15 protein-coding genes and 2 pseudogenes are annotated in these 23,118 nt (G+C 42.8%); 13 read left to right on the top strand and 4 right to left on the bottom strand.

Annotated features, from left to right (window positions below):
• Window positions 1-17: 17 nt before the first annotated feature.
• From EJP82_RS23240 to EJP82_RS23220, 5 genes are all read left to right on the top strand, one after another.
• On the top strand, window positions 18-890 hold the full coding sequence (locus EJP82_RS23240; protein ID WP_127194458.1) for a carbohydrate ABC transporter permease: 873 nt from the start codon (window positions 18-20) through the stop codon (window positions 888-890).
• A complete protein-coding gene (locus EJP82_RS23235) occupies window positions 887-1,693 on the top strand; it encodes a carbohydrate ABC transporter permease (protein WP_127194457.1) in 807 nt (268 codons plus the stop codon). The genes EJP82_RS23240 and EJP82_RS23235 overlap by 4 nt, the downstream gene beginning before the upstream one ends.
• 18 nt (window positions 1,694-1,711) lie before the next feature.
• On the top strand, window positions 1,712-3,766 hold the full coding sequence (locus tag EJP82_RS23230; RefSeq protein ID WP_127194456.1) for a beta-galactosidase: 2,055 nt from the start codon (window positions 1,712-1,714) through the stop codon (window positions 3,764-3,766).
• Between the two features lie 130 nt (window positions 3,767-3,896).
• On the top strand, window positions 3,897-10,328 hold the full coding sequence (locus EJP82_RS23225; RefSeq protein ID WP_127194455.1) for a glycosyl hydrolase 53 family protein: 6,432 nt from the start codon (window positions 3,897-3,899) through the stop codon (window positions 10,326-10,328).
• A 367-nt stretch (window positions 10,329-10,695) separates the two neighbouring features.
• Window positions 10,696-12,885, top strand: coding sequence for an alpha-galactosidase (locus EJP82_RS23220; protein WP_127194454.1), 2,190 nt, complete (start codon window positions 10,696-10,698; stop codon window positions 12,883-12,885).
• Between the two features lie 65 nt (window positions 12,886-12,950).
• Here EJP82_RS23220 and EJP82_RS23215 read toward each other — a convergent pair whose 3' ends face one another.
• Complete coding sequence (locus EJP82_RS23215) at window positions 12,951-13,823, bottom strand: AraC family transcriptional regulator (RefSeq protein ID WP_127194453.1); 873 nt, start codon at window positions 13,821-13,823, stop codon at window positions 12,951-12,953.
• A 182-nt stretch (window positions 13,824-14,005) separates the two neighbouring features.
• Between EJP82_RS23215 and EJP82_RS23210 the strand changes: the two genes are divergently transcribed.
• The 7 genes and pseudogenes from EJP82_RS23210 to EJP82_RS28935 form a co-directional block, all read left to right on the top strand.
• Complete coding sequence (locus tag EJP82_RS23210) at window positions 14,006-14,776, top strand: metallophosphoesterase family protein (protein ID WP_127194452.1); 771 nt, start codon at window positions 14,006-14,008, stop codon at window positions 14,774-14,776.
• Window positions 14,777-14,814: 38 nt separating this feature from the next.
• Complete coding sequence (locus tag EJP82_RS23205; protein ID WP_127194451.1) at window positions 14,815-15,504, top strand: response regulator transcription factor; 690 nt, start codon at window positions 14,815-14,817, stop codon at window positions 15,502-15,504.
• Entirely contained in the window at window positions 15,501-16,760 is a 1,260-nt protein-coding gene (locus EJP82_RS23200; protein WP_127194450.1) for a HAMP domain-containing sensor histidine kinase, read from the top strand. The genes EJP82_RS23205 and EJP82_RS23200 overlap by 4 nt, the downstream gene beginning before the upstream one ends.
• A 145-nt stretch (window positions 16,761-16,905) precedes the next feature.
• The gene (locus EJP82_RS23195; RefSeq protein ID WP_127194449.1) at window positions 16,906-17,667 is read left to right on the top strand and encodes an ABC transporter ATP-binding protein; all 762 of its coding nucleotides are present in this window, start codon (window positions 16,906-16,908) and stop codon (window positions 17,665-17,667) included.
• Between the two features lies 1 nt (window position 17,668).
• The gene (locus EJP82_RS23190) at window positions 17,669-20,023 is read left to right on the top strand and encodes an ABC transporter permease (protein WP_170220280.1); all 2,355 of its coding nucleotides are present in this window, start codon (window positions 17,669-17,671) and stop codon (window positions 20,021-20,023) included.
• Between the two features lie 49 nt (window positions 20,024-20,072).
• Window positions 20,073-20,222 (top strand): recombinase family protein, encoded by a 150-nt coding sequence (locus EJP82_RS23185; RefSeq protein WP_127194486.1) that lies wholly within the window; start codon window positions 20,073-20,075, stop codon window positions 20,220-20,222.
• A gap of 27 nt (window positions 20,223-20,249) precedes the next feature.
• Window positions 20,250-20,318, top strand: a pseudogene (locus EJP82_RS28935) (GMP synthase (glutamine-hydrolyzing)); the annotation flags it as partial.
• A gap of 56 nt (window positions 20,319-20,374) precedes the next feature.
• Here the strand turns inward: EJP82_RS28935 and EJP82_RS28525 are convergent.
• The 3 genes and pseudogenes from EJP82_RS28525 to EJP82_RS23170 all read right to left on the bottom strand — a co-directional run.
• A pseudogene (locus tag EJP82_RS28525) lies at window positions 20,375-20,562 on the bottom strand (aminoglycoside phosphotransferase family protein); the annotation flags it as partial.
• A 63-nt stretch (window positions 20,563-20,625) separates the two neighbouring features.
• Window positions 20,626-20,751, bottom strand: a complete 126-nt coding sequence (locus EJP82_RS28930) for a hypothetical protein (RefSeq protein ID WP_425464366.1) — start codon at window positions 20,749-20,751, stop codon at window positions 20,626-20,628.
• 98 nt (window positions 20,752-20,849) lie between these two features.
• Window positions 20,850-21,431, bottom strand: a complete 582-nt coding sequence (locus tag EJP82_RS23170; protein WP_127194447.1) for a TetR/AcrR family transcriptional regulator — start codon at window positions 21,429-21,431, stop codon at window positions 20,850-20,852.
• 344 nt (window positions 21,432-21,775) lie between these two features.
• Here EJP82_RS23170 and EJP82_RS23165 point away from each other — a divergent pair, with 344 nt between their 5' ends.
• A complete protein-coding gene (locus EJP82_RS23165) occupies window positions 21,776-22,960 on the top strand; it encodes an MFS transporter (RefSeq protein ID WP_246054402.1) in 1,185 nt (394 codons plus the stop codon).
• Window positions 22,961-23,118 lie beyond the last annotated feature (158 nt).

Raw genomic sequence — 23,118 nt, 5'->3', positions numbered from 1 at the left:
TTAGCAGGTGATTACCTATGGGCAGTAAAAATAAATCTTCCCTGATGGGATGGCAATTCGTCATATTGCCATCAGCGCTTATTATATTATTCAGTTTTTACCCTATGATTCAGTCGTTATTATTGTCTTTCCAGTCGGGCAAAGGAACCGTATATCATTATGTTGGACTGAACAATTATATACGTTTGTTCTCAGATCCCATGTTCAAACAAGCTGTATTGAATACGTTGTTATATTTGATTGTTCAGGTGCCGATCATGTTGGCTTTGGGACTGGTAATTGCATTCCTTCTGAACATGCCAAAACTTCGTTTCAAAGGTTTCTATCGTACGGCAATTTTTCTACCATGTGTCACATCACTCGTATCATATGCCGTATTGTTTAAAAGTATCTTTGCCGTAGACGGTGTTCTGAACCAGATGTTAATGTCGATTCATATAATCCAAGAGCCAGTTGCCTGGCTCATGGATCCGATTTGGGCACGTGTGGTCATTATTGCAGCAATTACTTGGCGCTGGACAGGTTATAACATGATCTTCTATTTATCAGCGATGCAAAATATTGATCCTAGTATCTATGAGGCAGCATCTATTGATGGTGCTTCGAAGATCAGACAATTCTTTAAAATTACAGTTCCAATGTTAAAGCCGATTCTATTGTTTACAGCGATCATATCAACGAATGGAACCTTACAATTGTTCGATGAGGTTGTGAATATTACGAATGGCGGCCCTGGTAATTCAACGATGACGATATCGCAATATATTTATAATCTATCATTCGTTTATACACCTAACTTTGGATATGCAGCAACAGTGTCTTATGCCATAGTCATTATGGTTGCCATACTTGCATTTCTCCAGCTTAAAGTAGGAGGTGAGAAGGAATGAAGAAACTGAGCGCAGCAGGGACTCATTTGTTTCTAATCATCGTATCTGTGATATCGCTATTTCCTTTTCTCTGGATGTTAATCGGTATGACGAATAGCTCCTCTGATATCGTTAAAGGTAAGTTCAGTTTTGGATCGATGCTCTCTGATAATATTACAAAGCTACTGGATATGACTAATCTGGGTGCTGCATTTGGAAACTCTGCCATTATTGCGATTGTGGGTACAATCGGTACTTTGCTACTAAGCTCCATGGCGGGTTATGGCTTTGAGATTTATCGTTCAAAAGGTAAAAATCGCTTGTTCGGAGTGCTCATGCTTTCTATGATGATGCCATTTGCGGCAGTTATGGTTCCGTTATTCCGTTTGTTTAGTAAGATGGGAATGCTAAATACACCATCAGCGGTTATACTACCATCCATTACAACTGCGTTCATGATCTTTTTCTTTATGCAAAATACGAAGTCATTTCCACGTGAGCTACTACAGGCAGGACGAGTTGACGGATTAGGCGAGTGGCGGTTATTCTCGCGTATTTATATGCCGACGATGAAACCGACATATGCGGCAGCAGCTATTATTACTTTTATGAATTACTGGAACAGCTTCTTGTGGCCGTTGATAGCACTGCAGACTCAGGATAAGAAGACTTTACCACTTATAGTTTCGTCGCTTGCTTCATCGTACAATCCGGATTACGGAATCATTATGGTAGCTATCGTAGTGACAACGTTGCCGACAGTTCTGATCTTCTTCCTGTTGCAGAAGCAATTTGTACAAGGCATGTTGGGTTCAGTAAAGTAACAGATCGAGGTGATGGATATGAATACACAATTTGGTGATAGATTGCTGCATGGAGCAGATTACAATCCAGAGCAGTGGTTACATGATCCGCAGGTATTGAAACAGGATATAGAGTATATGAAGAAGGCCGGATGTAATGTCATGTCAGTGGGCATCTTCTCATGGGCTGCGTTGGAGCCTGAGGAAGGACATTATAACTGGGAGTGGATGGATGGGGTGATTCAATCACTCCATGATAACGGCATCTCTATTTTCCTGGCGACACCGTCTGGAGCTCGCCCAGTGTGGCTTGCACAGAAATACCCTGAAGTGCTGCGGGTCTCGAGTGATCGGCATAGAAATTTGTATGGAGCGCGTCATAACCATTGTTATACGTCTCCTATATATCGTGAAAAGATCAAAGGAATAAATGAAGGACTAGCGAAGCGTTACGCAAACCATCCAGCGGTTAAGCTATGGCATGTTTCGAATGAGTATGGTGGAGATTGTCATTGTGATTTATGTCAGGATGCGTTCAGAGCATGGCTTAAACGAAAATATGGAACACTTGAGCAGCTTAATGCGCAGTGGTGGACTACGTTCTGGAGTCATACCTATACGGATTGGTCACAGATCGAGTCGCCTGCACCACACGGTGAAAATGGGACGCACGGTATGAACCTAGATTGGCGGCGGTTTGTTACAGATCAGACGCTTGATTTCATGCAGCATGAAATCGCCGCAGTGAAATCGTACAATCCGGAGCTACCGGCCACCACAAACTTCATGTATTACTATGACGGTTTGAATTACTTCAAATTCAAAGATACCGTCGACATCGTGTCCTGGGATAGTTATCCGACTTGGCATAAGACGGCAGATCTCGATATTGCCATAGATACTGCGATGAATCATGACATCATGAGGTCCATTAAAGGGAAGCCTTTCTTACTCATGGAGAGCTCCCCAAGTATGACGAACTGGCAGAGTGTCTCTAAGCTGAAGAAACCAGGCATGCATATTTTGTCTTCACTGCAGGCGATTGCGCATGGATCAAATTCGGTGCAATATTTCCAGTGGCGTAAAAGCCGCGGTTCCAGTGAGAAGTTTCACGGATCGGTTGTCTCACATGACGGCAGCTCAGATACCCGTGTGTTTCAAGAGGTAGCAGATCTTGGGGGCATATTGCAGCAGTTATCGGACGTTGCAAGTACCAATTCACAGGCTGAAGTTGCGATTGTCTATGACTGGGAGAACAAATGGGCTATTGAGAATTCACAAGGCCCGCGCAACAAAGGAATGGGTTATATAGAAGAAGTACAATCGCATTATCGTGCATTACAGAAGCAGGGTATTACGACAGACTTTGTTGATATGGAGTGCGATATTACCGGTTATAAGGTAGTGATTGCTCCTATGCTCTATATGTTGCGTAGTGGTTTTGAGCAGAAACTCCGTGCATTTGTTGAGCAGGGTGGCACCCTAGTGATGACCTACTGGAGTGGGATTGTCAATGAAAATGACCTAGTGTTCCTCGGAACTGCGCCGCATCAATTAAGTGATGTTGCTGGGGTAGTGAGTGAAGAAATCGATGGACTCTATGACCATGAGCAGAATAGTGGGCGAGTGATCCAAGCTTTCGGCGGATCAGAGGGAAGTTCTCTGAAGGGCTCTTATACATGTAGTAAACTGTGCGATCTCCTTCATCTGGAGGGGGCAGAGTCGTTAATGGTCTATAATGATGACTTTTACGCTGGAAGACCTGCGCTTACCCATCATCGCTTTGGTGAGGGTGAAACTTACTATATTGCTAGTCACTTTGAAGAGGGTTTCTATGACGATTTGTATTCTGATCTTATTGACGCATTGACGCTGACTAGACCCGTGGATGTCAAAATGCCACAGGGCGTATATGCTGTTGCGCGTTCTAATGATAAGGTTCAATATTTGTTTGTTCAGAACTTTACCTTCAAGTCAGCATCAGTTCCTTCACTAGATGCTGAATGGATGTCTGTTACACGCAACGTTGATCTAAGCAAGGCATGGGACTTGGAACCGTATGAGGTGCTTGTTGCCAAGCGAGAATTGGAATAGGAAACATAGATTAGTAGATTTGCAGACTTACAGACTATAAGTAATGAAATTATGGGGATAGGATTGTTCTTTATGAAGCTATATACAGGAGAACAATACCTATCCCCATGTATAAAAGGAGGCACAAAATTTGATACATACAAGATTAAAAAGAACAACAGCCATGACTTTGAGCTTATTACTATTATTCAGTTCTTTTGTCTTTTGGGGGCCCACTCATAACAGGGTATCTGCGGCAAGTTCCAATCTGATGGCTAACCCTAGCTTTGAGCAGGACGGTAGTATTACTTCAAGTCCCGCAGGATGGCAGGTGCTGAATACTTCTGGTACAGTAACTACGCAAGCAAGCGGCAGTGAGGGTAATTTTTCAGCGAGACTGACATCGACCAAACAGGCGGGCAGCTTTGAGAATCCGGGAGTTGGCTTATATCAAGTATTTACGGATTTGGAGCAAGGAACTTATACACTAACTGCCAAGATTAGAACATCTTCACCTAATCCGTCCAGTAGTACATTACAGCAAGCGGCCTTCCTTGAAGCCAAAAATACAGGAAGCCCAGAGATGCGAGCCTTTGTCAATTTGTTTGCTGAAAGCGCTTCAGATTGGAACCAAATAGTTATTCGAAATGTAATTGTATACAACGGTCAAGCAACCATTGGTATCTATTTAAAAGATGCTCCAGCAAATCTTTCCATTGAAGTTGATGAAGTGGAGTTCTTTATGGAGCATTCAGATAATAATCCACTTGCAGATTGGAGTTTTGAAAGCGGAACCAAAAATGCCTGGACTGTTACCGGAGACGTATCCGTAGTTCCTGGACAAGCGGATGCTGGAAACTATGCAGCCAAGCTTGGTACAGGGTCTAAAGTTGCCCAGACTGTTTCCGTAAAGCCGAACACGGATTATGTGGCAACCGTTCGTGCAAAGGTGGAGAATTCTACTGATCGAGTGAGAATTGGCGTGGAAGGGATTCAGGAGTCACGCGTTGCCCCATCCGCGACAACAGGCTACACGTTGCTTCCAGTAGCCTTCCGCACAGGACCTGCCGAAACAACCGCAACAATTTATGTTGAAAGAACAGCGGATGGCTCTGGTTACGGCTACGCGGATAGCCTAGATTTGTTTGAAATGGATAACACCATTGTTAAAGGTGTTGATGTGTCATTTCTCATGATCGTTGAAGACTTCGGTGGTAAATATAAAGCCAACAATGTTGAACAAGATTTCTTCGATATTATGCGAAATCGGGGTGTTAATGCTGTAACTTCTATGTTCTTTGTAGAAGCGGGAAATTATATCTATAAGGAAGATGAATGGAAGGATTATCAGGCGGGACTTCGTAATGATCTTCCAAAACAAGGAAGTGATATTACATATATAAATGATTTGGCTCACTTAGGTACGGTTTTTGCTCCGCTTCAAATGATACCGGGCTATTTTGGTAAGGAACAGGCGTTGGAAATTGGCAAGCGGGCCAAACAGCATCATATGGATTTTGAAGTATCGTTTCATTACAGTGATAATTGGATGAGCCAAGCTAAAGCCTGGAAACCGCTATCATGGTTCAATCAGGATTTGGATCAGCTGCAAACTACGATGTACAATTATTGCTATGATTTCATTAAGTCGTTAGTAGATGAGGGCGTGGCACCTCATTCAGTGAAATTGGGCAACGAAGAAAATTCAGGTGTTGTCTGGCCAGAAGGAAAAATTTCGTCTAAGGACAGAACGGGTTTTACGAAGCTAATAAATGCGTCATATCAGGCGGTAAAGGATGCCTCACCAACGACGCGAGGATTTCTACATCTAAATAACGGATATGATGTTGATACGACTAACTCATGGTATGACGCAAATTCATCTAGTGGTGTGAAATGGGATGGAGAAGCTTATTCCTTGTACGGTGGACGCGAAAGCGGGAGCATTGTATCGATGCTTAATAACAATTTGAACAAATGGAAGGGTAAGGATGTTATTTTCTCGGAAACCGCACTCGCTCATACGAGAGATAACTTTGATCCAGTTGGTAATGGCTCCGCAATGAGTAACAAATATTATGAAGTATCACAGCGTGGTCAGTACAACTGGTTGCTTGAATATATGCAGACTTTCCGGGATGTACCGAATGCCTATGATGCAGAAATTGGATTTTTCTATTGGGCAGCTGAATGGATTGCCAAGGGAGAGGGCCATGGGGAATGGTTCAGTCCATGGATTCCAGGAGGAAGTACTTCCGAATATGGAAATACGATTGATAACCGAACCCTATTTACTTATGATGGACATGCCTCCGATGGGATATATGCCTACCTGTGGCGTGGCAAGGCATCAGCCAAGCCATTGAATGGCAAATTGTCTCACAGTGGGATATCAGGGACTTATGCGGTTGAGCCTACTGCGGTTACGGGTATAGATCTGCCTGCGGGCGATCTCAAATTGTTCGCTGGACAAAGCAATCAAGTTGTTCCAACGGTATATCCGAATAATCAATTTGCTTACACCAACATCGAATGGACATCAAACGATGAATCTGTTGCCGTGGTAAATGAAGCGGGTATTGTTACTGCCCTTAAACAAGGAGAAGCGACAATTGAGGCAACAACAGTGGATGGTGGGTACTCTGCTACACGAAAGGTTATTGTCTCGTCTCCAGAACTAGCAAGTTCCATTGTCGTAGCTGCACCTCAGTTGGGAACAGATAACGAGATTTCGGCAATTGTAGGTGATCGGATTACAATAGAAGCGAAAGCTTCTAATCAACCGACGGATAACCGAATGATCTATACATCTACTAACCCTGAAGTAGCGAGTTTTCTGGGTGAGGCTGCTGAAAGTGCTAATCCAGGAGTGTTGTTACAGCAGTTGGATGTGACTAAGCAGGTCACTCTTCTTGTTCATAATAAGGGAGAGGCTGATATTACCATTGCTTCAGCGGATGGCAATGCGATTCAGTCGTTTAAACTGAAAGCTACCAAAGTAGATGTAACAAATGTCGAGATTAAGTCCGACGATATTGAACTTGGGCTCGGCCGAACCAAACAACTCCAGGCTATCATAACACCAGATAATGCTTCTTTCCCAGGTGTTAAATGGTCGTCAAGTGATGAGAATATTGCGAAGGTAGATGAGAGTGGATTGGTAACAGCGATAATTGAAGGAGAAGCTGAGATCAATGTGCTAACAGATGATGGGGATTTTAAGGACACAGTCAAGGTAACGGTAGTTCCTGTAAAGGTAGAATCTATAGAGTTAGATACAACCTTGATTAAACTACGTGCGGGTGGGTCACAAACTGTTGTGGCAAATGTGTTGCCAACGGACGCAGCGAATAAATCACTTCAGTGGACTTCGAGTAATCTGGAAGTGTTCACCGTAACTGATGGTTTAATCACAGCCGTCGCAGATGGTACTGCAACACTCACGATTACTTCGGCAGACGGGGGAGCGAGTATTACGGTAGGTGTAATAGTCGCTGATAATCTTCCTGTATCAGGTGTGGAACTGAATAAGTCACAATTAAGTCTAACCTCAGGTCAGTATGAGCAACTTCAAGCTACAGTTCTGCCCGTGTCCGCAGATAACGCCAACGTGGTCTGGTCATCATCGGACGAAGCAGTAGCCTCGGTAAATGAAGATGGATTTGTTATAGCTAGCAATCCGGGAGCAGCTATAATTACTGTTACTACAGAGGACGGCGGTCATGCGGCAGAAGCAGCTGTTTCTGTTACGGATAAACTCCAGTTGAACAAGGAAATGGGAGCAAGTCTGACGAATGCAAAGCATCCCATCGGTAACGCAATTGACGGAAATGTAAGCACTGCCTGGTCACCGGGTGCTCCGTCAGCGGGAAAAATATATTCATGGTGGATTAACCTGGGAAATATTGCTGAAATTAATCAAATCGATATGGAATTCTGGGGTGCTCAGAAATATATAGTTGAAGTATCTAATAATGGTACGAACTATACAAAAGTAGTGGATAATTCAGGTCAATTCAGTGCTTCTAAAAATGTGTCGCACCTGCTTCCTGAAGGAACCAAGGGTAAATTTATTAGAGTTTCAATAAATGAAACTTCTCAACAGACTGGTACAACCTGGCCAGCTATCGCCGAGTTCAGTGCTATGGGGAAATTTGTAACACAAGCGGATTCAATCGAATTGAACGAGACAACCAAGACGGTTGTAATGACGGATATTTTGGAGTTGAAGGCCCTTCTCCAACCATCCTTTATCAATGAAAATGTGAGCTGGACATCTAGTGACGAAACCCTTGCTACCATCGTCAATAATGGTCAGTCAGCAATTGTAATTACCAAACAACACAATGGTGAAGGTGGAGAAATCAAGCCAGTCACGATCACAGCAAGAACAGATAGTGGCCTGACAGCTACTGCAGTGATTGGTATCAAGGCACCCATTTACGTTGAAGGGATTGAGATGTATCGATATGATGGTATCGGTATACCTACTGATGGGAAAATTAATTTGGCAGTAGATTCGACATTGAAACTGGGTGTTACGGTATTTCAGGGGGATTCGGACTATAGACCGATTTATTGGTTGTCCAATACGCCAGAAGTAGCATCCGTTGATTCAAAGACCGGAGAGATCACTACGCATCAGCCGGGCCGTGCTAGTATTACTGTATATGTAGATTCCTTTGAAAACCTTAATGGGGGAATGATGTTTACTCAAGAAATTGAAGTGAATGTGGTTGCTCAATTAGAAGTACCGGGTGCACCTGTAGAGGTTCATGCGACAGCCCATGGGAAATCAATTCAACTCTCTTGGGATTTGGCAAGTGACGCAACGGGATATCATATTTATCGTAGTGATGCGGATGATAACTTTATTCGGATCACCGAAAATCCAATTACAGAAACAAGCTATAATGACGCAGGTTTGGATGCAGATACTTTGTACGCTTATCAGATCACTGCGGTAAATAGTACTGGAGAATCGGAGAGATCCTCCATCGTTTCAGCGACAACAGAAGCAGACGAGTTGTTACCAACTGCACCACAGGGGGTAACGGCAACTGTTCTTGGAACCAATTCAATACGTGTGAATTGGGATGCTGTTCCTGGATCAGTAACGTATGATGTTTATCGCGCTGCAGATGAAGATGGAGAGTTTATTAAGCTTAATGTAACAGGCGTACCTGAGAACCTTTATGTGGATAAAGGTCTTACAGCAAAAACGACCTACTACTACAAGGTACGTGCTTGGAATGAAGCCGGACTATCTGATTTGTCTGTAGCAGTGAATGCTACAACTCAAATAATTAAACCAGATCCTGGTCCAACACCGACGCCGACTCCAACACCGACGCCGACACCAGTACCCGACTCTGGATCAAATCCAGGACAGGGGAACAAGGGGAGTACCTCAGTTATTAAGGATGGACAAATTGAGGTAACCGTTATTTTTGATCAGAATGGAAAGGCAACTGCCGAGTTGTCGATTAAGGATTTGGAACAGGCATTACAGTCACTCAAGGATAAGACCTTGTTGATTGAAGCTATTGGCAAGGAAGAAAAGTTAAATAACATTATAATTTCAATACCTGTTCAGCCGCTGAAGTCGACTTCTGCAAGTGTTGAGAATGTTGTACTTCAAGCAGGAGGAGTAACCTGGCAGCTGAGCAACGAGAACCTGCAACAATTGCTGACCAACGCAAAGGATAAACTAGAGTTAAGCTTGAGCATAATCGCAGCACAAGAGCTTTCTTATGAAATTCAGAATATCGTGAAGACTGAACCTATTTATCAATATCAACTTTCGATTGATGGACGGATATTATCAGATGCTGAAACGGCTCAAATTACAACGATTGAGTTACCTTACTCATTAAAAGCTGGTGAGCAAGCGCATCATGTAGTTGTGTATCATAAATCAGCTGATGGTAAGTTAGAAATTGTTAAGAAGGTAGTATACGATGTTCAATCGGGGCAGATCAAGTTTAAACCGGCCCATTCAGGAAGTTATATTGTAGTTCATGTTGCTGCTTCATTTGTGGATCTTGAAGAAGCTAATTGGGCACGTAATGTGATCGAATCACTGGCTTCCAGACAAGTGGTAAATGGATTTGAAGAAGGAAGGTTTAAGCCAAATCAGTCTGTCACGCGTGCACAATTCCTGCACATGATGATGAATGCACTGGATTTGGTTGGGGAACATTCAGATAGTAGTTTTACCGATGTTTCTCCGAGCGCTTGGTATGCTAGCTCGGTATCGACTGCTAAACAATTGGGTATTGTTACAGGCAAAGGTGATGGAACCTTCGATGGTGATGCTACAATAACTAGAGAAGAGATGGCAGTATTGGTGTATCGTGCTACCATTACATTAAAGATGCTAAACGTTGGGACGACCTACAACAACACCTTCACCGATGACTCATCTATTTCGGGATATGCCCAGGATGCTGTGCATGTGATGAGTGAACATGGCATTATCCAAGGAACCGGCAATGGACAATTCCAGCCGAAGAATCTTGCAACACGTGCGCAAGCCGCAAAAATTATTTTTGAAGTGTTGAAGTTAGAAACAAGCCTCTAGGAAATATTTCAGATAAGTCGTGATAGGAACTGTGACCCGCAGTTGGCACTTCTATAGGTGAGTAGTGAGCATACCGGTAAAAGGTATACTCACTACTTTTTTTATATAGACTTCATTGACAGGTTAAAAGATTCAATTGTGGAATATCTTTAGAATAACTTGGGATTGGGGACTGGTGTATTGGTTGTTCGCGAGTGTTCACACCAAGAGCCCACGTCTTTTAAGTAAGATCAATATTTTACTACAAGATGTTTTTATATTCAGATTGAAGACGCTTTCCAAAGCCTCTAGAATAAGGCTTAAAGCCACTGTTTAAATAAATTAAGTCTGTGGTATACGACAATCTTTTATATTTGGGGAGGATATCATGTCCATTTATTATGATAACAGTAATCGCGTGTTTCATTTGCGATCCAACAATTCCAGCTATATTATTCAAATCGTTAAGGGTGGAATTCCAGCCCATATCTATTGGGGCCCAAAGCTAGGAGGGGAGTCCTTCCAGCATCCACTAGATTTAGTGGAAAGAGCCTCATTCAGTCCAAGTTTTCTTCAAGAGGATAAGACCTATTCTCTAGATACTCTGCCCCGCGAATTTCCATCCTACGGTAATGGGGATTTCCGGGAGCCAGCACTCGAGGTCTACTTGCAGGATGGTACGACAGTGACTGATTTCCGCTATGAAGGTTATACAGTAAGAAAGGGAAAGCCACGTTTAGAGGGACTACCTTCTTCGTATGTTGAGAGTGAAGATGAAGCGGATACGCTGGAAATAGTTCTGCTTGATGTGAAAAGTGGACTAAAAGCGACCCTTCTGTACACAGCATTCAACAATCTGGATGCAATCACACGATCCGTACGTATCGAGAACCTAGGACAGGACAAGGTTGTACTGAATCGAGTATTAAGCGCTAATGTTGATTTCCATCATTCCGACTTTGACATGCTGCAATTGTCGGGTACGTGGGCCAGAGAACGCCATGTACATAAGAGATCACTTGTACCCGGAATTCATCGGATAGATAGCAAACGTGGCTCCAGCAGCCATCAACAAAATCCGTTTATGGCTTTGTTGGCCAAAGATGCGACGGAACATCACGGTGAGGTTTACGGATTTAGTCTTGTTTATAGCGGTAGCTTTCTAGCGCAGGCAGAAGTGGATCAATACGGGATGACTAGAGTTGGTGTAGGCATTCAGCCATTTGATTTTCAGTGGTTACTAGAACCGGGCGATGCATTTCAGGCTCCTGAAGCCGTGCTTGTACGTTCAGCTGAAGGGGTAGGTGGAATGTCACGAACCTATCACAAGCTGTATCGAACAAGGCTGTGTAGAGGCAAATTCCGTGATGAGCAAAGACCGATTCTCATTAATAACTGGGAAGCAACGTATTTTAATTTCAACGCGGACAAAATAAAAGAAATTGCCCACGCAGGTAAAGAGCTTGGTTTAGAGTTGTTTGTCCTAGATGACGGTTGGTTTGGGAAGCGTGATAGTGACGATAACTCGCTGGGAGATTGGGTTGAGGATCGACGTAAGCTTCCTGAAGGACTTGGAAAGCTGGGCGAAGATATTACGGCGATGGGAATGCAATTTGGCTTATGGTTTGAACCGGAAATGGTGTCACCCAACAGTAATCTTTACCGTGAGCACCCAGACTGGTGTCTACATGTGCCAGGACATATAAGAACATTGGCTCGGCAGCAGTTAATTCTGGACTTATCGCGCCAGGATGTACGTAACTATATCATAGATTCGGTCAGCTCTGTGTTATCATCGGCGCCGATTACTTATGTGAAATGGGATATGAACCGGAATATGACGGAGATTGGTTCCGCTTTGCTTCCTCCTGAACGTCAACGCGAAACGGGGCATCGTTATATCCTTGGACTTTATGAGGTAATGGAGAGCATTGTTACCCGTTTCCCACACATCTTATTTGAAAGTTGCTCCGGTGGTGGTGGGCGATTTGATCCGGGGATGTTGTATTATATGCCTCAGACATGGACTAGCGATGATACGGATGCAGTTGAAAGATTGAAGATTCAATATGGAACAAGTATGGTGTATCCTGCAAGCTCCATGGGAGCCCATGTTTCAGCCATTCCAAATCACCAGGTTCAACGGAATACCCCATTGGAAACGCGTGGTCATGTCGCAATGTCTGGAAATTTCGGATATGAACTGGATCTAACCAAACTTTCTGCATCGGAGTGCGAAGACATCCGGCAGCAGGTTGCGCAGTATAAGGAACTTCGCATGCTGATCCAGTCTGGAGATTTCTATCGGTTGCTCAGTCCTTTTGAAGGGAATGAGACGGCGTGGATGTTTGTATCAGAGGACAGGAAAGAAGCTTTTGCTGCTTACTTTAAGGTCCTTGCCGAGCCCAATGCACCGCTAAACAGATTACGTCTGAAAGGACTCGATCCAGATAAATCGTATTGTCTTCAACACAACGGTGAGGTATATAGAGGTGATGAATTGATGTACTTCGGACTCTCTATTCCACGTTTGGAGGGTGATTTCAGAAGCCAACTTTTTGTATTAAAAGAGATTTAAGCGGATATGGGGTGTCCCAAAAGCCATAAAAATGGCTTGGGATGCCCTCTTTGTATCTGCATAGGCTAAGTTTCAAAAAACACATGTTTGGCCGAAAACTCCACGTCCTGCTGCCGATAGGCTAGAGGATTGACCCCAAAGTAAGAACGAAAGACCTTGCCGAAGTAGCTGGCATTATCAAATCCCGTCTCAACAGCGATTTGGTTAATCGTTAAATCTGTTGTTTTGAGTTTGGATGCCGCTGCCTCAATCCGCCGCCTTCTTAAGTATTCGAAGGGTGATAGGTTGAGGTTTTTTTGAAATAGTCTGCAAAGATGATGCTTGGAAATACCGATATGATCAGCAACATCGTCCAAACTCAGATTCATGTGTAAATTATTTTTCATAAATTGAACGGCTGTATGAAGCTTTTCATTTTTAATATGATCAGTTAACATAGTAGGTTTCTTCAATAAGCTGTCTAGCGATAATATCCATTGAAACGCTTTTGCCGATAAGGCATGGAGATTTCTCTCCTCATGCACCTGAATATCCTCAAACATACTCCATAATAGACGGATAGGCGAAGATTCCTGTGGGAGCTGAACAATGGGGCCGCAATGCGTAATTAACTGATTCCATAATGGGATCGCTAAGGGACCACGTACGTTTAACCATAGGAATTCCCAAGGCTCCGTACCTTCTTCCGGATAATAATATTTGTGCATACTAGGTAGGGTCACAAGAAAAGCGTTGTCCTTCGTTAAACGATGGACCGATCCATCGACTTCAATCCGGCCTTCTCCAGACAGCGTATATTGAAAAATGACATTACTGGTCTCAGACCTAGTCTGGCCGTCAAATGAATATGCAGGGGATTGGATCAGTTCCCAACCCATGGAATCAAATAGAAGCATCGTAGCTTCTTCTGAACGGATCGAATAGGAGGAGCGAAACATAAGTAGATTCCTTTCTGCACTATTAGATCAATTATTTACTAATAGACACACGTTTACCTCAGATTGTAATCCCTTTTGTACATCACTGCAAATATACATTTTTGACAGACATCTCATGTAGTTGGGTGATAAGATAGGGTGGATCTTGTCTTTAATAGGATATATTGAAAGGGATTTGAGGTATGAGGAAACTGGTGATTAGTGATATTCACGGTTGTTACGATGAATTTACTGAGTTATTGAACAAAGCAAAGTATAAACCGTCAGTAGATCAATTGATTCTACTGGGTGATTATTGTGATCGAGGTCTTCGGAGCAAGGAAGTTATTGAACAGGTGATCCAACTCGTAGAACAAGGGAACGTCATTGCACTACGCGGAAATCATGACCAAATGTTTATTGATGCAATGGAAAGTAATGAAAATGCGATATGGATTGAAAATGGGGGTCTGTCCACATTGAAAAGTTATGTCGGTACAGACTGGTTCAAGCAGGGGTTTAACTATCCCGAATATAATAAAGCCAAAACTTTTATCAAATTATACTATCAACATCATATTGATTTTTTGAAATCATTACCGCTTTATTCCGAGGATGATAGACATATATTTGTACATGCGGGCATTGATCCTACTTTTTCAGGGGACTTCCGATCACAACCGGATCGATCTTTTTTGTGGGGAAGTGAAGAATTCCTAGATCATGCAAATCTTTTAAATAAGACGATCGTGTTTGGACATATACCAACAAAACGTATACATAATTCAGCAAAGATCTATTTCGGCGATAAGAAGATTGGAATAGATGGGGGCTGCTGTTTTGGTTTCCAATTAAATGGCTTAGAAATTAAGGGTGCGGGGTATAAGACCTACGCTGTACATAAAAATAAGGGGGTTTATGCGCGTTTCCTGGAATTACTTCAGAAGCTACTAAACCTATCTAAATTTAAATAGAGGAAGCTTTTCATTACATATATGAATGGGGAATATGGATGAAGTATGATTGCTTAATTGTTGATGATGAAATAGCTCTAGCGGAGACAACAAGCGAATACTTGAATATGTTTGATGTGGAGTCCACGTACGTGACCAGTGCGGAAGGGTGTATGTCGTTTTTTGAAAAAAACGAAACCTCTTTGATTTTATTAGACATTAATTTGGGTCAAACATCGGGTTTTGATCTGTGCAAAAGACTGCGGCAGGTGACGCAAATCCCCATCTTGTTCATAAGTGCGCGTTCCAGCGATGATGATATTCTTATTGCACTCAATATCGGTGGGGATGATTACATCCAAAAGCCCTATACGCTTAGCGTCTTACTTGCAAAAGTAAAGGCAGTATTGAAAAGAAGCCAGCTTCAACAGAACGTTTCATCGGATAGGATAACATGTGGCCCTGTTGTTGTTGAGGCAAATCTGTGCCGTGTCCATGTTCATGGCGAAGAGATTAAGCTTAAATCTATGGAATTCAAGTTGTTAGCTTATTTAGTGAATAACAAGAATCGCATTGTACCTAAAGAGGAATTGTTCCGCGAGGTGTGGGGTGATTCTATCACAGGCGATGGAACGTTGAACGTACATATTCGTCATTTGCGCGAAAAAATAGAAGTCAGTCCTAACGAGCCTAGGTATATTAAAACCGTGTGGGGAACGGGTTATGTATTTGAGGAACCACAGGTATGAAATCAAAGTGGATGATCGGGTTCATCGCTATTATTTTAGGGGTAGGCATTACCGTGTCAGTGTTGTTGATGAATAGACAAATAGAAACCAACGTGGATACGGTTGCGATCAATAACATTGTGAAACAAGTTGAAAGCCATTGGGAGTATATCGATCAGGGAGATTATAGTAACGTAAGTCAACCATTTGTAGTCATGGATTTGACAGAGAAGGTACTTTATACAACAGAAGATCATCTCGCTAGCAGCGTAAATGAGGGTATCAGGAACAGAGACACAATCGTCGATGTGGTGGTTAACGGAACCACAGTCGGGAAAGTGATTGTACCTAATAACAGTAATAATATCCTTCGACAATGGCAGCAAGAGCTCCTCATCGTGATATTAGCTGCCTTCTTGGCGGTAGCGCTACTAAGTATCGCTTATGTTAGGTATTTAAATCGGACCGTTGTACGCCCTTTTCACAAGCTCAAAGATTTCGCCCGAAATGTAGCGAATGGCAATCTTGATATCCCTTTGGACATAGATAAAAACAACCTGTTTGGTGCGTTTAGCGAAAGTTTTGACATGATGCGTGAGGAATTGGCGGCGGCACGTCAAAGCGAATACCATGCAAACCGTAGTAAAAAGGAACTCGTTGCAAGTCTTAGCCATGATATCAAAACCCCTGTAGCATCCATCAAAGCTGTGAGTGAATTGATGCTGGTGCTGACCACAAGTGAGAAAGAACGCAAACAGCTTAACACCATCTATGCAAAAGCGGAGCAAATCGATCTACTCGTGACAGACATGTTCCATGCGACCTTAGAAGAGCTCGAAGAGTTAAAAGTAACCGTAGTGGATGAGCATAGTAGTGCGCTACAGAAACTCATTGAAAGTAGTAATTATTACGGAAAAATTGAATGGGATGACATTCCAGAATGTATTATTCACACGGATACAGCTCGTCTTCAACAGGTGTTCGATAACATCCTCAGTAATTCATACAAATATGCGAATACCTCTGTTCGGATTACGTTTAAGATCGCCAGCTCTTATTTAGAAGTCATAATTATGGATTATGGAATGGGTGTTCCTGAGGATGAATTGCCGCTCTTATTCAATAAATTCTATCGTGGTCATGATGTCACGGGGCAATCAGGTACGGGGCTTGGTCTATATATTTCTAAATATCTTATGGAGAAGATGGAAAGCTATATTACCTGTTATAACCGGACAGACGGATTCAGCGTTATGATACAAATTCCTCTTTCTTAAAGGTATTTTCATAATTAAGGATTGGTTAAGAATTGGGCAAAGATCCATTAAGAGTTTCCATCGTATGATAGGACTGTAATCAACGTTACAGTCTTTTTTAATTTAATATCATCGTTGAAATTTTATAATAAGGGATGCGGTCATCATGTCTAAAATTCTATTATCTACTAAAAAATTGTGTAAAACTTTCTCCAGTGGGGGCCATCAACAACATGTGCTGAAAAACCTGGATATCGATCTATTTGAGGGAGATTTTACAGTCATTATGGGGAGCTCCGGCTCAGGTAAATCAACTTTACTATATGCACTTTCCGGTATGGATAAACCCACATTGGGAGAAATCGATTTCGAGGGTAAGCAAATCGCAAAATTGAATAACGATCAGCTAGCCATCTTTAGAAGAAATCATTGTGGATTTATATTTCAACAGGTCCACCTGCTGGATAACATGAGCGTGCTAGATAATGCTTTGGCGAGTGGCCTACTGGTGAGCAAGAACAAACGGGAAATGACGGAGAAAGCCAAAAAGTTGCTACAGCAGGTGGGCTTAGCAGAAATGTCGTGGGGTAAATTTCCAAGCCAGCTTTCTGGCGGCGAAGCTCAACGTGCAGGTATTGTTCGAGCATTAATGAATAGTCCCAAAATCGTGTTTGCAGACGAGCCAACGGGTGCACTCAATTCTGCCGCTAGTACTAGCGTGTTGGATGTCATGACTGAAGTGAATCGTAATGGACAAAGTATCGTCATGGTTACTCATGATATGAAAACAGCATTAAGAGGGAATCGAATCCTTTACTTACGAGATGGTATTATGTGCGGAGAGTTGAGACTAAGCGCATTCGATGCCCAGGATTATCATGCACGAAATGAACAGCTACAGTCCTTTTTGGCTGAAATGGGGTGGTAAGATGAATCTTCTTAATCTTGCCTTAGCCAACATAAAGAGAAGTAAAAGTGCGGCTTGTTCGCTTGGCCTATTGATCTTAATTGCCACACTTCTGTTAAACATAGGACTGGGTATTTATACAAAGGTGGATACGTTCTACCTTGATAAAATCGAAGAAGGCCATAGTCCACATGCCATCGTTATTTTGAATCAAAAGGAATACAAGCAGGCATATGGAGACTTTTTTCAGGGTGATTCCAGAGTAAACGAAGTTGAGACGGAAGATATGATGTATTTAGGCAATGTGAGCATGAAATTTGGCGATAACGAAATGGGTCTAGGTGGGGCATTTCTAAATGCTGATCAAGAACGGAACATGGCTCCATTTCAATTGGTTGAAGGGAAAGAGATAGCGAAGGACAATGTCATTTATGTGCCTCTCTCTATGAAAAATGGGGGGTATGAGCTGGGTGATTCTATAAAGTTCACCTATCTTGAGCAAGAATTTAATTATTCCATTGAGGGTTTCTATGAGTCACCTACGCTAGGGACAATTAATGCAGCAGCTATGAAGTACTTCTTACCGGATACAGCGTATCAGCGGATGTATGATGTTATCGGAGAGATGACAAGCAGTAAATTGTTATCGATAAGACTGGATGATGTGGATCAATCTACGCTATTGCTGCGTGACTTTAAGAACAATACCGATGTAAAGCTGTCTGCCATCGGATCGTTTGGTAATACATATGATATGGATATGCCGGGTATGGCCATGGCATCTATGATGATGATTAGTATCATTTCTATGGTATTAGTTGCTTTTGCCGGAATTATTGTCATTGTATCCTTAATCGTGATTCGATTCCGCGTGGTGAACAGTATTGATGATACGCTGACGAATATCGGGGCATTGGGTGCAATGGGGTATACAAGTAAACAAATTATCGCTTCGATGGTGTTGCAATTCACCTGTATCGGTATGATCGGTGCAATCATCGGGGTAGTACTGTCTTATGTTGTAACTCCTTTGTTTAGTGGGACTCTATCTAGCTTAGCAGGTATTGTGTGGCAGAGTGGCTTTCAACCGGGCAGGGATCTTGTGAGTATCCTGCTTGTAATCGGATCGCTGTTAATTGTTACTTTGATATCAAGTCGCAAGATCATAAAACTTCCACCTGTAGTTGCGCTTCGCGGCGGTATACTTACACACAGCTTTAAGCGAAATTATTTCCCGCTGAACAAAGCAAAGGGTGGACTTACGTGGATTTTAGCTTGCAAAACCATGGCTACCCATATGAAACAAAATATCATCATTGGATTGATTATTATTGGTGTCACGTTTGCGTCTGCATTTGCTATGATTAGCTATTATAATTTTTCTGTCGACAACACTGCTTTTTATAACATGCTTGGAATTGAAATATCGGATGCTGCCGTGACTGCACAAGGGACGACTGATATGGAAGATTTAGTTGAACAGCTTGAGGCGATGGATGGCGTGAGAAAAACATCAAAAATTGATTCTGCAGCCTTAATTATGGGTGGAATAGACATGGCAACCTTTGTGTCGGATGATTACAGTAAAATGGATTACCTATCCGCTTATAAAGGAAGATTACCCTTATATGATAATGAGGTTGTGATTACGGGGGTTATGGCGGATACGCTGAGCAAGGAGGTAGGGGATTCCATTGAAGTGAAGTTGGGTGATACGACTGACAAATACTTGATTACTGGACTGACACAGACGATGAATAATTCCGGAAAGGTAGCTTATATCACTTTAGCGGGTATGCAAAAGCTGATTCCTGACTATCATTTGTCAACCATTAATGTATATCTCAATCCTACAGAACGTACGGAAAGTCAAGCATTTATAGAGCAAGTAAAAGCTACTTTTGGAGATCAGCTCGTACAAGTCCAAAACTTGCGTGAACTGGGAGAAGCACAGTTGTCTAACTTTGGTTCCGCGATGAATTCAGTCGTGGTGATCGTACTGCTCGTAACTGCAGTTGTCGTTAGTTTAATTCTGTATCTCGTGATCAAAACGATGATCGTAAAACGCAAACGGGAATTGGGTATTTATAAAGCGATGGGGTACACAACCTATCAACTGATGACACAAATTGCATTAAGTTTTGCTCCTGTTGTCATTGTGGGAACGGCCGTGGGTGGATTGCTAGGCTGTATCGGAACCAATCCTCTGCTTTCTGTATTAGTTCGTAGCATGGGCATCTCAAACTGCCAATTTAAAGTACATGTTCCGACCATCGTGATCCTTTGCATTGGCATTGTTGCATTCTCGTATCTAATATCGATGCTGGTAGCACGTAGAATTAAGAAGATTACCGCGTATGGCATGATTACAGAATAAGCATAGTGTCGATAAGCTAACGGGCAGGTTAGCGCAGCCATGAGCTGTCATCTACATCAGAGTGAGCACTGAGAAGCAAGCATTGCAGGGCTACAGCCTTGAAGCTCAAGTCCAAGAAGTTAAGGCAAAATGTCGGCAGGAATCCAGGAAGTTTCCAGCGACGATGACGTACATCGGAGCTTCCGATGTGACCTCGTAAACGTTTGATAATTCCACTGTCGATTCACCGACTGGAGTGCCCCACGTCGTCTACGACATCACGAGTAAGCCGCCGGCGACGATCGAATGGGAGTAATGAGAGAAACTCCGAAAACCCACTACATTCAGGGTTTTCGGAGTTCTTTTTTAGAGTCAACCCTGCGCAGGGCTGGTCTTCATTTCATAGATTTTTTGGAGCGTATGGACACGCTTCGTCTTCTCGTCATCGTCCTCTGTGTGGAGATACCACTTACTCCACACGCCTGTACCCAAATACGAGAAGGATCAGCTCGTAGACGCAATGATCGGCGATAGGGGATACAATCCGCATACTCCGATATGGTAACCAACTTGTTTCCAACGCACATAGACCTGATCATCTTGGACTAGGAATTCTTGAATGCTTAGGCTAACGATCCGTATGCCTCAATCATCTCACGGACATGATCCGCATAGCTAGAAGGAGTCCTTTCTACGGTCACCTCAATTTCTGAAGTGATCTGATGGGTAAGCACACGGTCTGCCATCAACCTGTGTACCGTCCAACTCCCGAGCAGAACGAACCTTCTCCAAAAAATAGCGCACTACTTCTGCTGATATCATAATGGCACTCCCATATTTTTTGATTCTATCTTAACAATGTAAGTATTTCTTTCACACAATTATCAACAAATACTCGTTCAGGACGAGATTTCATGAACACAGTAAGTCCTATTAACGATATGACTAGTGTCTGCGCTAAACCCTTTGCGTTAATACCGCTATCAAGCTCACCTGAGCGCAAACCTCGTTCAATCGTTTCTTGGAATATTACCGAGAGATACATCTGATGTTCTCTTGTTAGGATTTCAAATTTCTCATCATGAGGCGCAAGTTCCACCATCGAATTGATGCAAAAGCATCCCCAGTTCGGACTTTTTTCATATTCTTTTGCCACCATATTTTCAAAAAAGGCACAGAATGCCCCTTTAACAGAAGAATTGTTTTGAAGATTGGCGCGAACATAGGCAGCATGGGAACTCGTATATTTTCGCAACGCTGCTTCAAATAATCCTTTTTTGTCTCCAAAGGTGGAGTATATGCTTGGACGCTGAATGCCCATTCTTGATGTCAAGTCGCTTAAAGAGGTAGCTTCGAACCCTTTTTCCCAAAATAGTTGCATAGCTGCATCCAATGCCTTTTCCTCATCAAATTCGCGTCGTCGAGCCATAGTAACTCCCTCTTTTCATATCGAACGGTATATTATAATTTTATTATGTGAAGAGTATCCTGTCAATAAGATTAAGCTTTTACATCTCTTAAATCCTATATATTATCAGAATAAAAAGAGTTCTCGCTCCAGTTCAGCTGTCCTCTACAGTAATCTCTTGACAGTTATCTTTTTTTAGAGTTATATTTATCAGGCAATATTTCATACCAATCAGTATTTTATTTTACAAATCTGATAAACATAATTTTAAGGAGTCGTTATCTTTGGGGAAGTTTGTTGAAGAACCGAAAGTCATTACCGTGGATTATATAGGCAAACACGTTGAACCAGCTCAAGAGGCGCTTATATCATCAGAATCAGCGCCCGCATCTTTAATATCTCGCAATGTTGCACTCTTATTTGCGATCGCTTGCGGACTGGCAGTCGCCAACATATATTACGCGCAACCCTTGCTGGACGCTATTTCAAACGAGTTCGGTATTACTCATTCATCCGTCGGCATTGTTATTACAATCACTCAAGTTTGTTACGCACTTGGACTGCTATTGCTAGTGCCCCTCGGCGATTTATTAAATCGACGTTGGCTGATCGCTGGACAGATGTTAGTATCCGTGCTGGCTTTGATCGTGGTTGGCACCGCCCCCACCAGCATGGTGTTATTTATAGGCATAGCTGCGGTTGGATTGCTTGCTGTAGTGACACAGACGCTCGTTGCATTCGCGGCAACTTTGGCTGCCCCAGCCGAACGTGGGCGTACCGTGGGTGTTGTGACAAGTGGAATCGTAATTGGTATTCTACTGGCGCGAACCTTCGCTGGCGTATTAACGGATTTAGCCGGTTGGCGATCTGTCTACCTTGTCTCTGCGGTATTAACGCTAATCATGGCATGTGTATTGTTTAGGGTACTGCCGCATTATGAGCAGAAAAGAGAATCATTATCATACCTACAGTTGCTTCATTCACTGCTCACATTGTTCGCACAAGAACGAATCCTGCGAATCCGTGCTGCATTAGCTTTGATGATTTTTACCGCTTTCAGTATATTCTGGACTTCCCTAGTGCTGCCTCTCAGCGCTCCGCCGCTTTCTCTTTCACATACTGCGATTGGAGCGTTTGGTCTTGCTGGAGTTGCTGGAGCGTTAGCAGCAGCGCGAGCAGGTCGTCTTGCTGATCGAGGTTTAGGGCAGAGGACCACAGGCGTGGCATTGATTCTGTTGCTTATATCATGGTTGCCAATAAGTTATACTCAACATTCGCTTCTCGCATTAGTCGTCGGTATTGTCCTTCTTGACCTGGCAGTACAAGCCGTACATGTCACCAACCAAAGCATGATCCTTACTTTGCGCCCTGAGGCACGCAGTAGGCTTACTGCTGGTTACATGATTTTCTATTCCATTGGTAGCGCCACCGGGTCAATCGCATCTACCAGTATCTATGTTTACTCAGGCTGGAATGGAGTGTGCTTGTTAGGTGCAATTGTCAGTGCTTTGGCTCTTCTATTCTGGGTATTGACCCGTCGCCTTAAATAATAAAATTCGGGTGAATACATGTTCGCTGTTGGTACGCGCATTGAGATGAAGTTATCACTATTCTATCCGCTAAGTCCAACCACAACGTATTGAAAGGGAAGAGCCCCAGAAATGGGGCTCAGGCTGTCGAGAAAGTCTCGACAGCCTTCTTTATGAAT

This window comes from Paenibacillus anaericanus, from assembly GCF_003994475.1.
In the GTDB taxonomy this organism is placed as follows: Bacteria; Bacillota; Bacilli; order Paenibacillales; family Paenibacillaceae; genus Fontibacillus; species Fontibacillus anaericanus.
The sequence above is the reverse complement of the archived record's forward strand: the minus strand, read 5'-3'. Positions and strand labels throughout refer to the sequence as shown.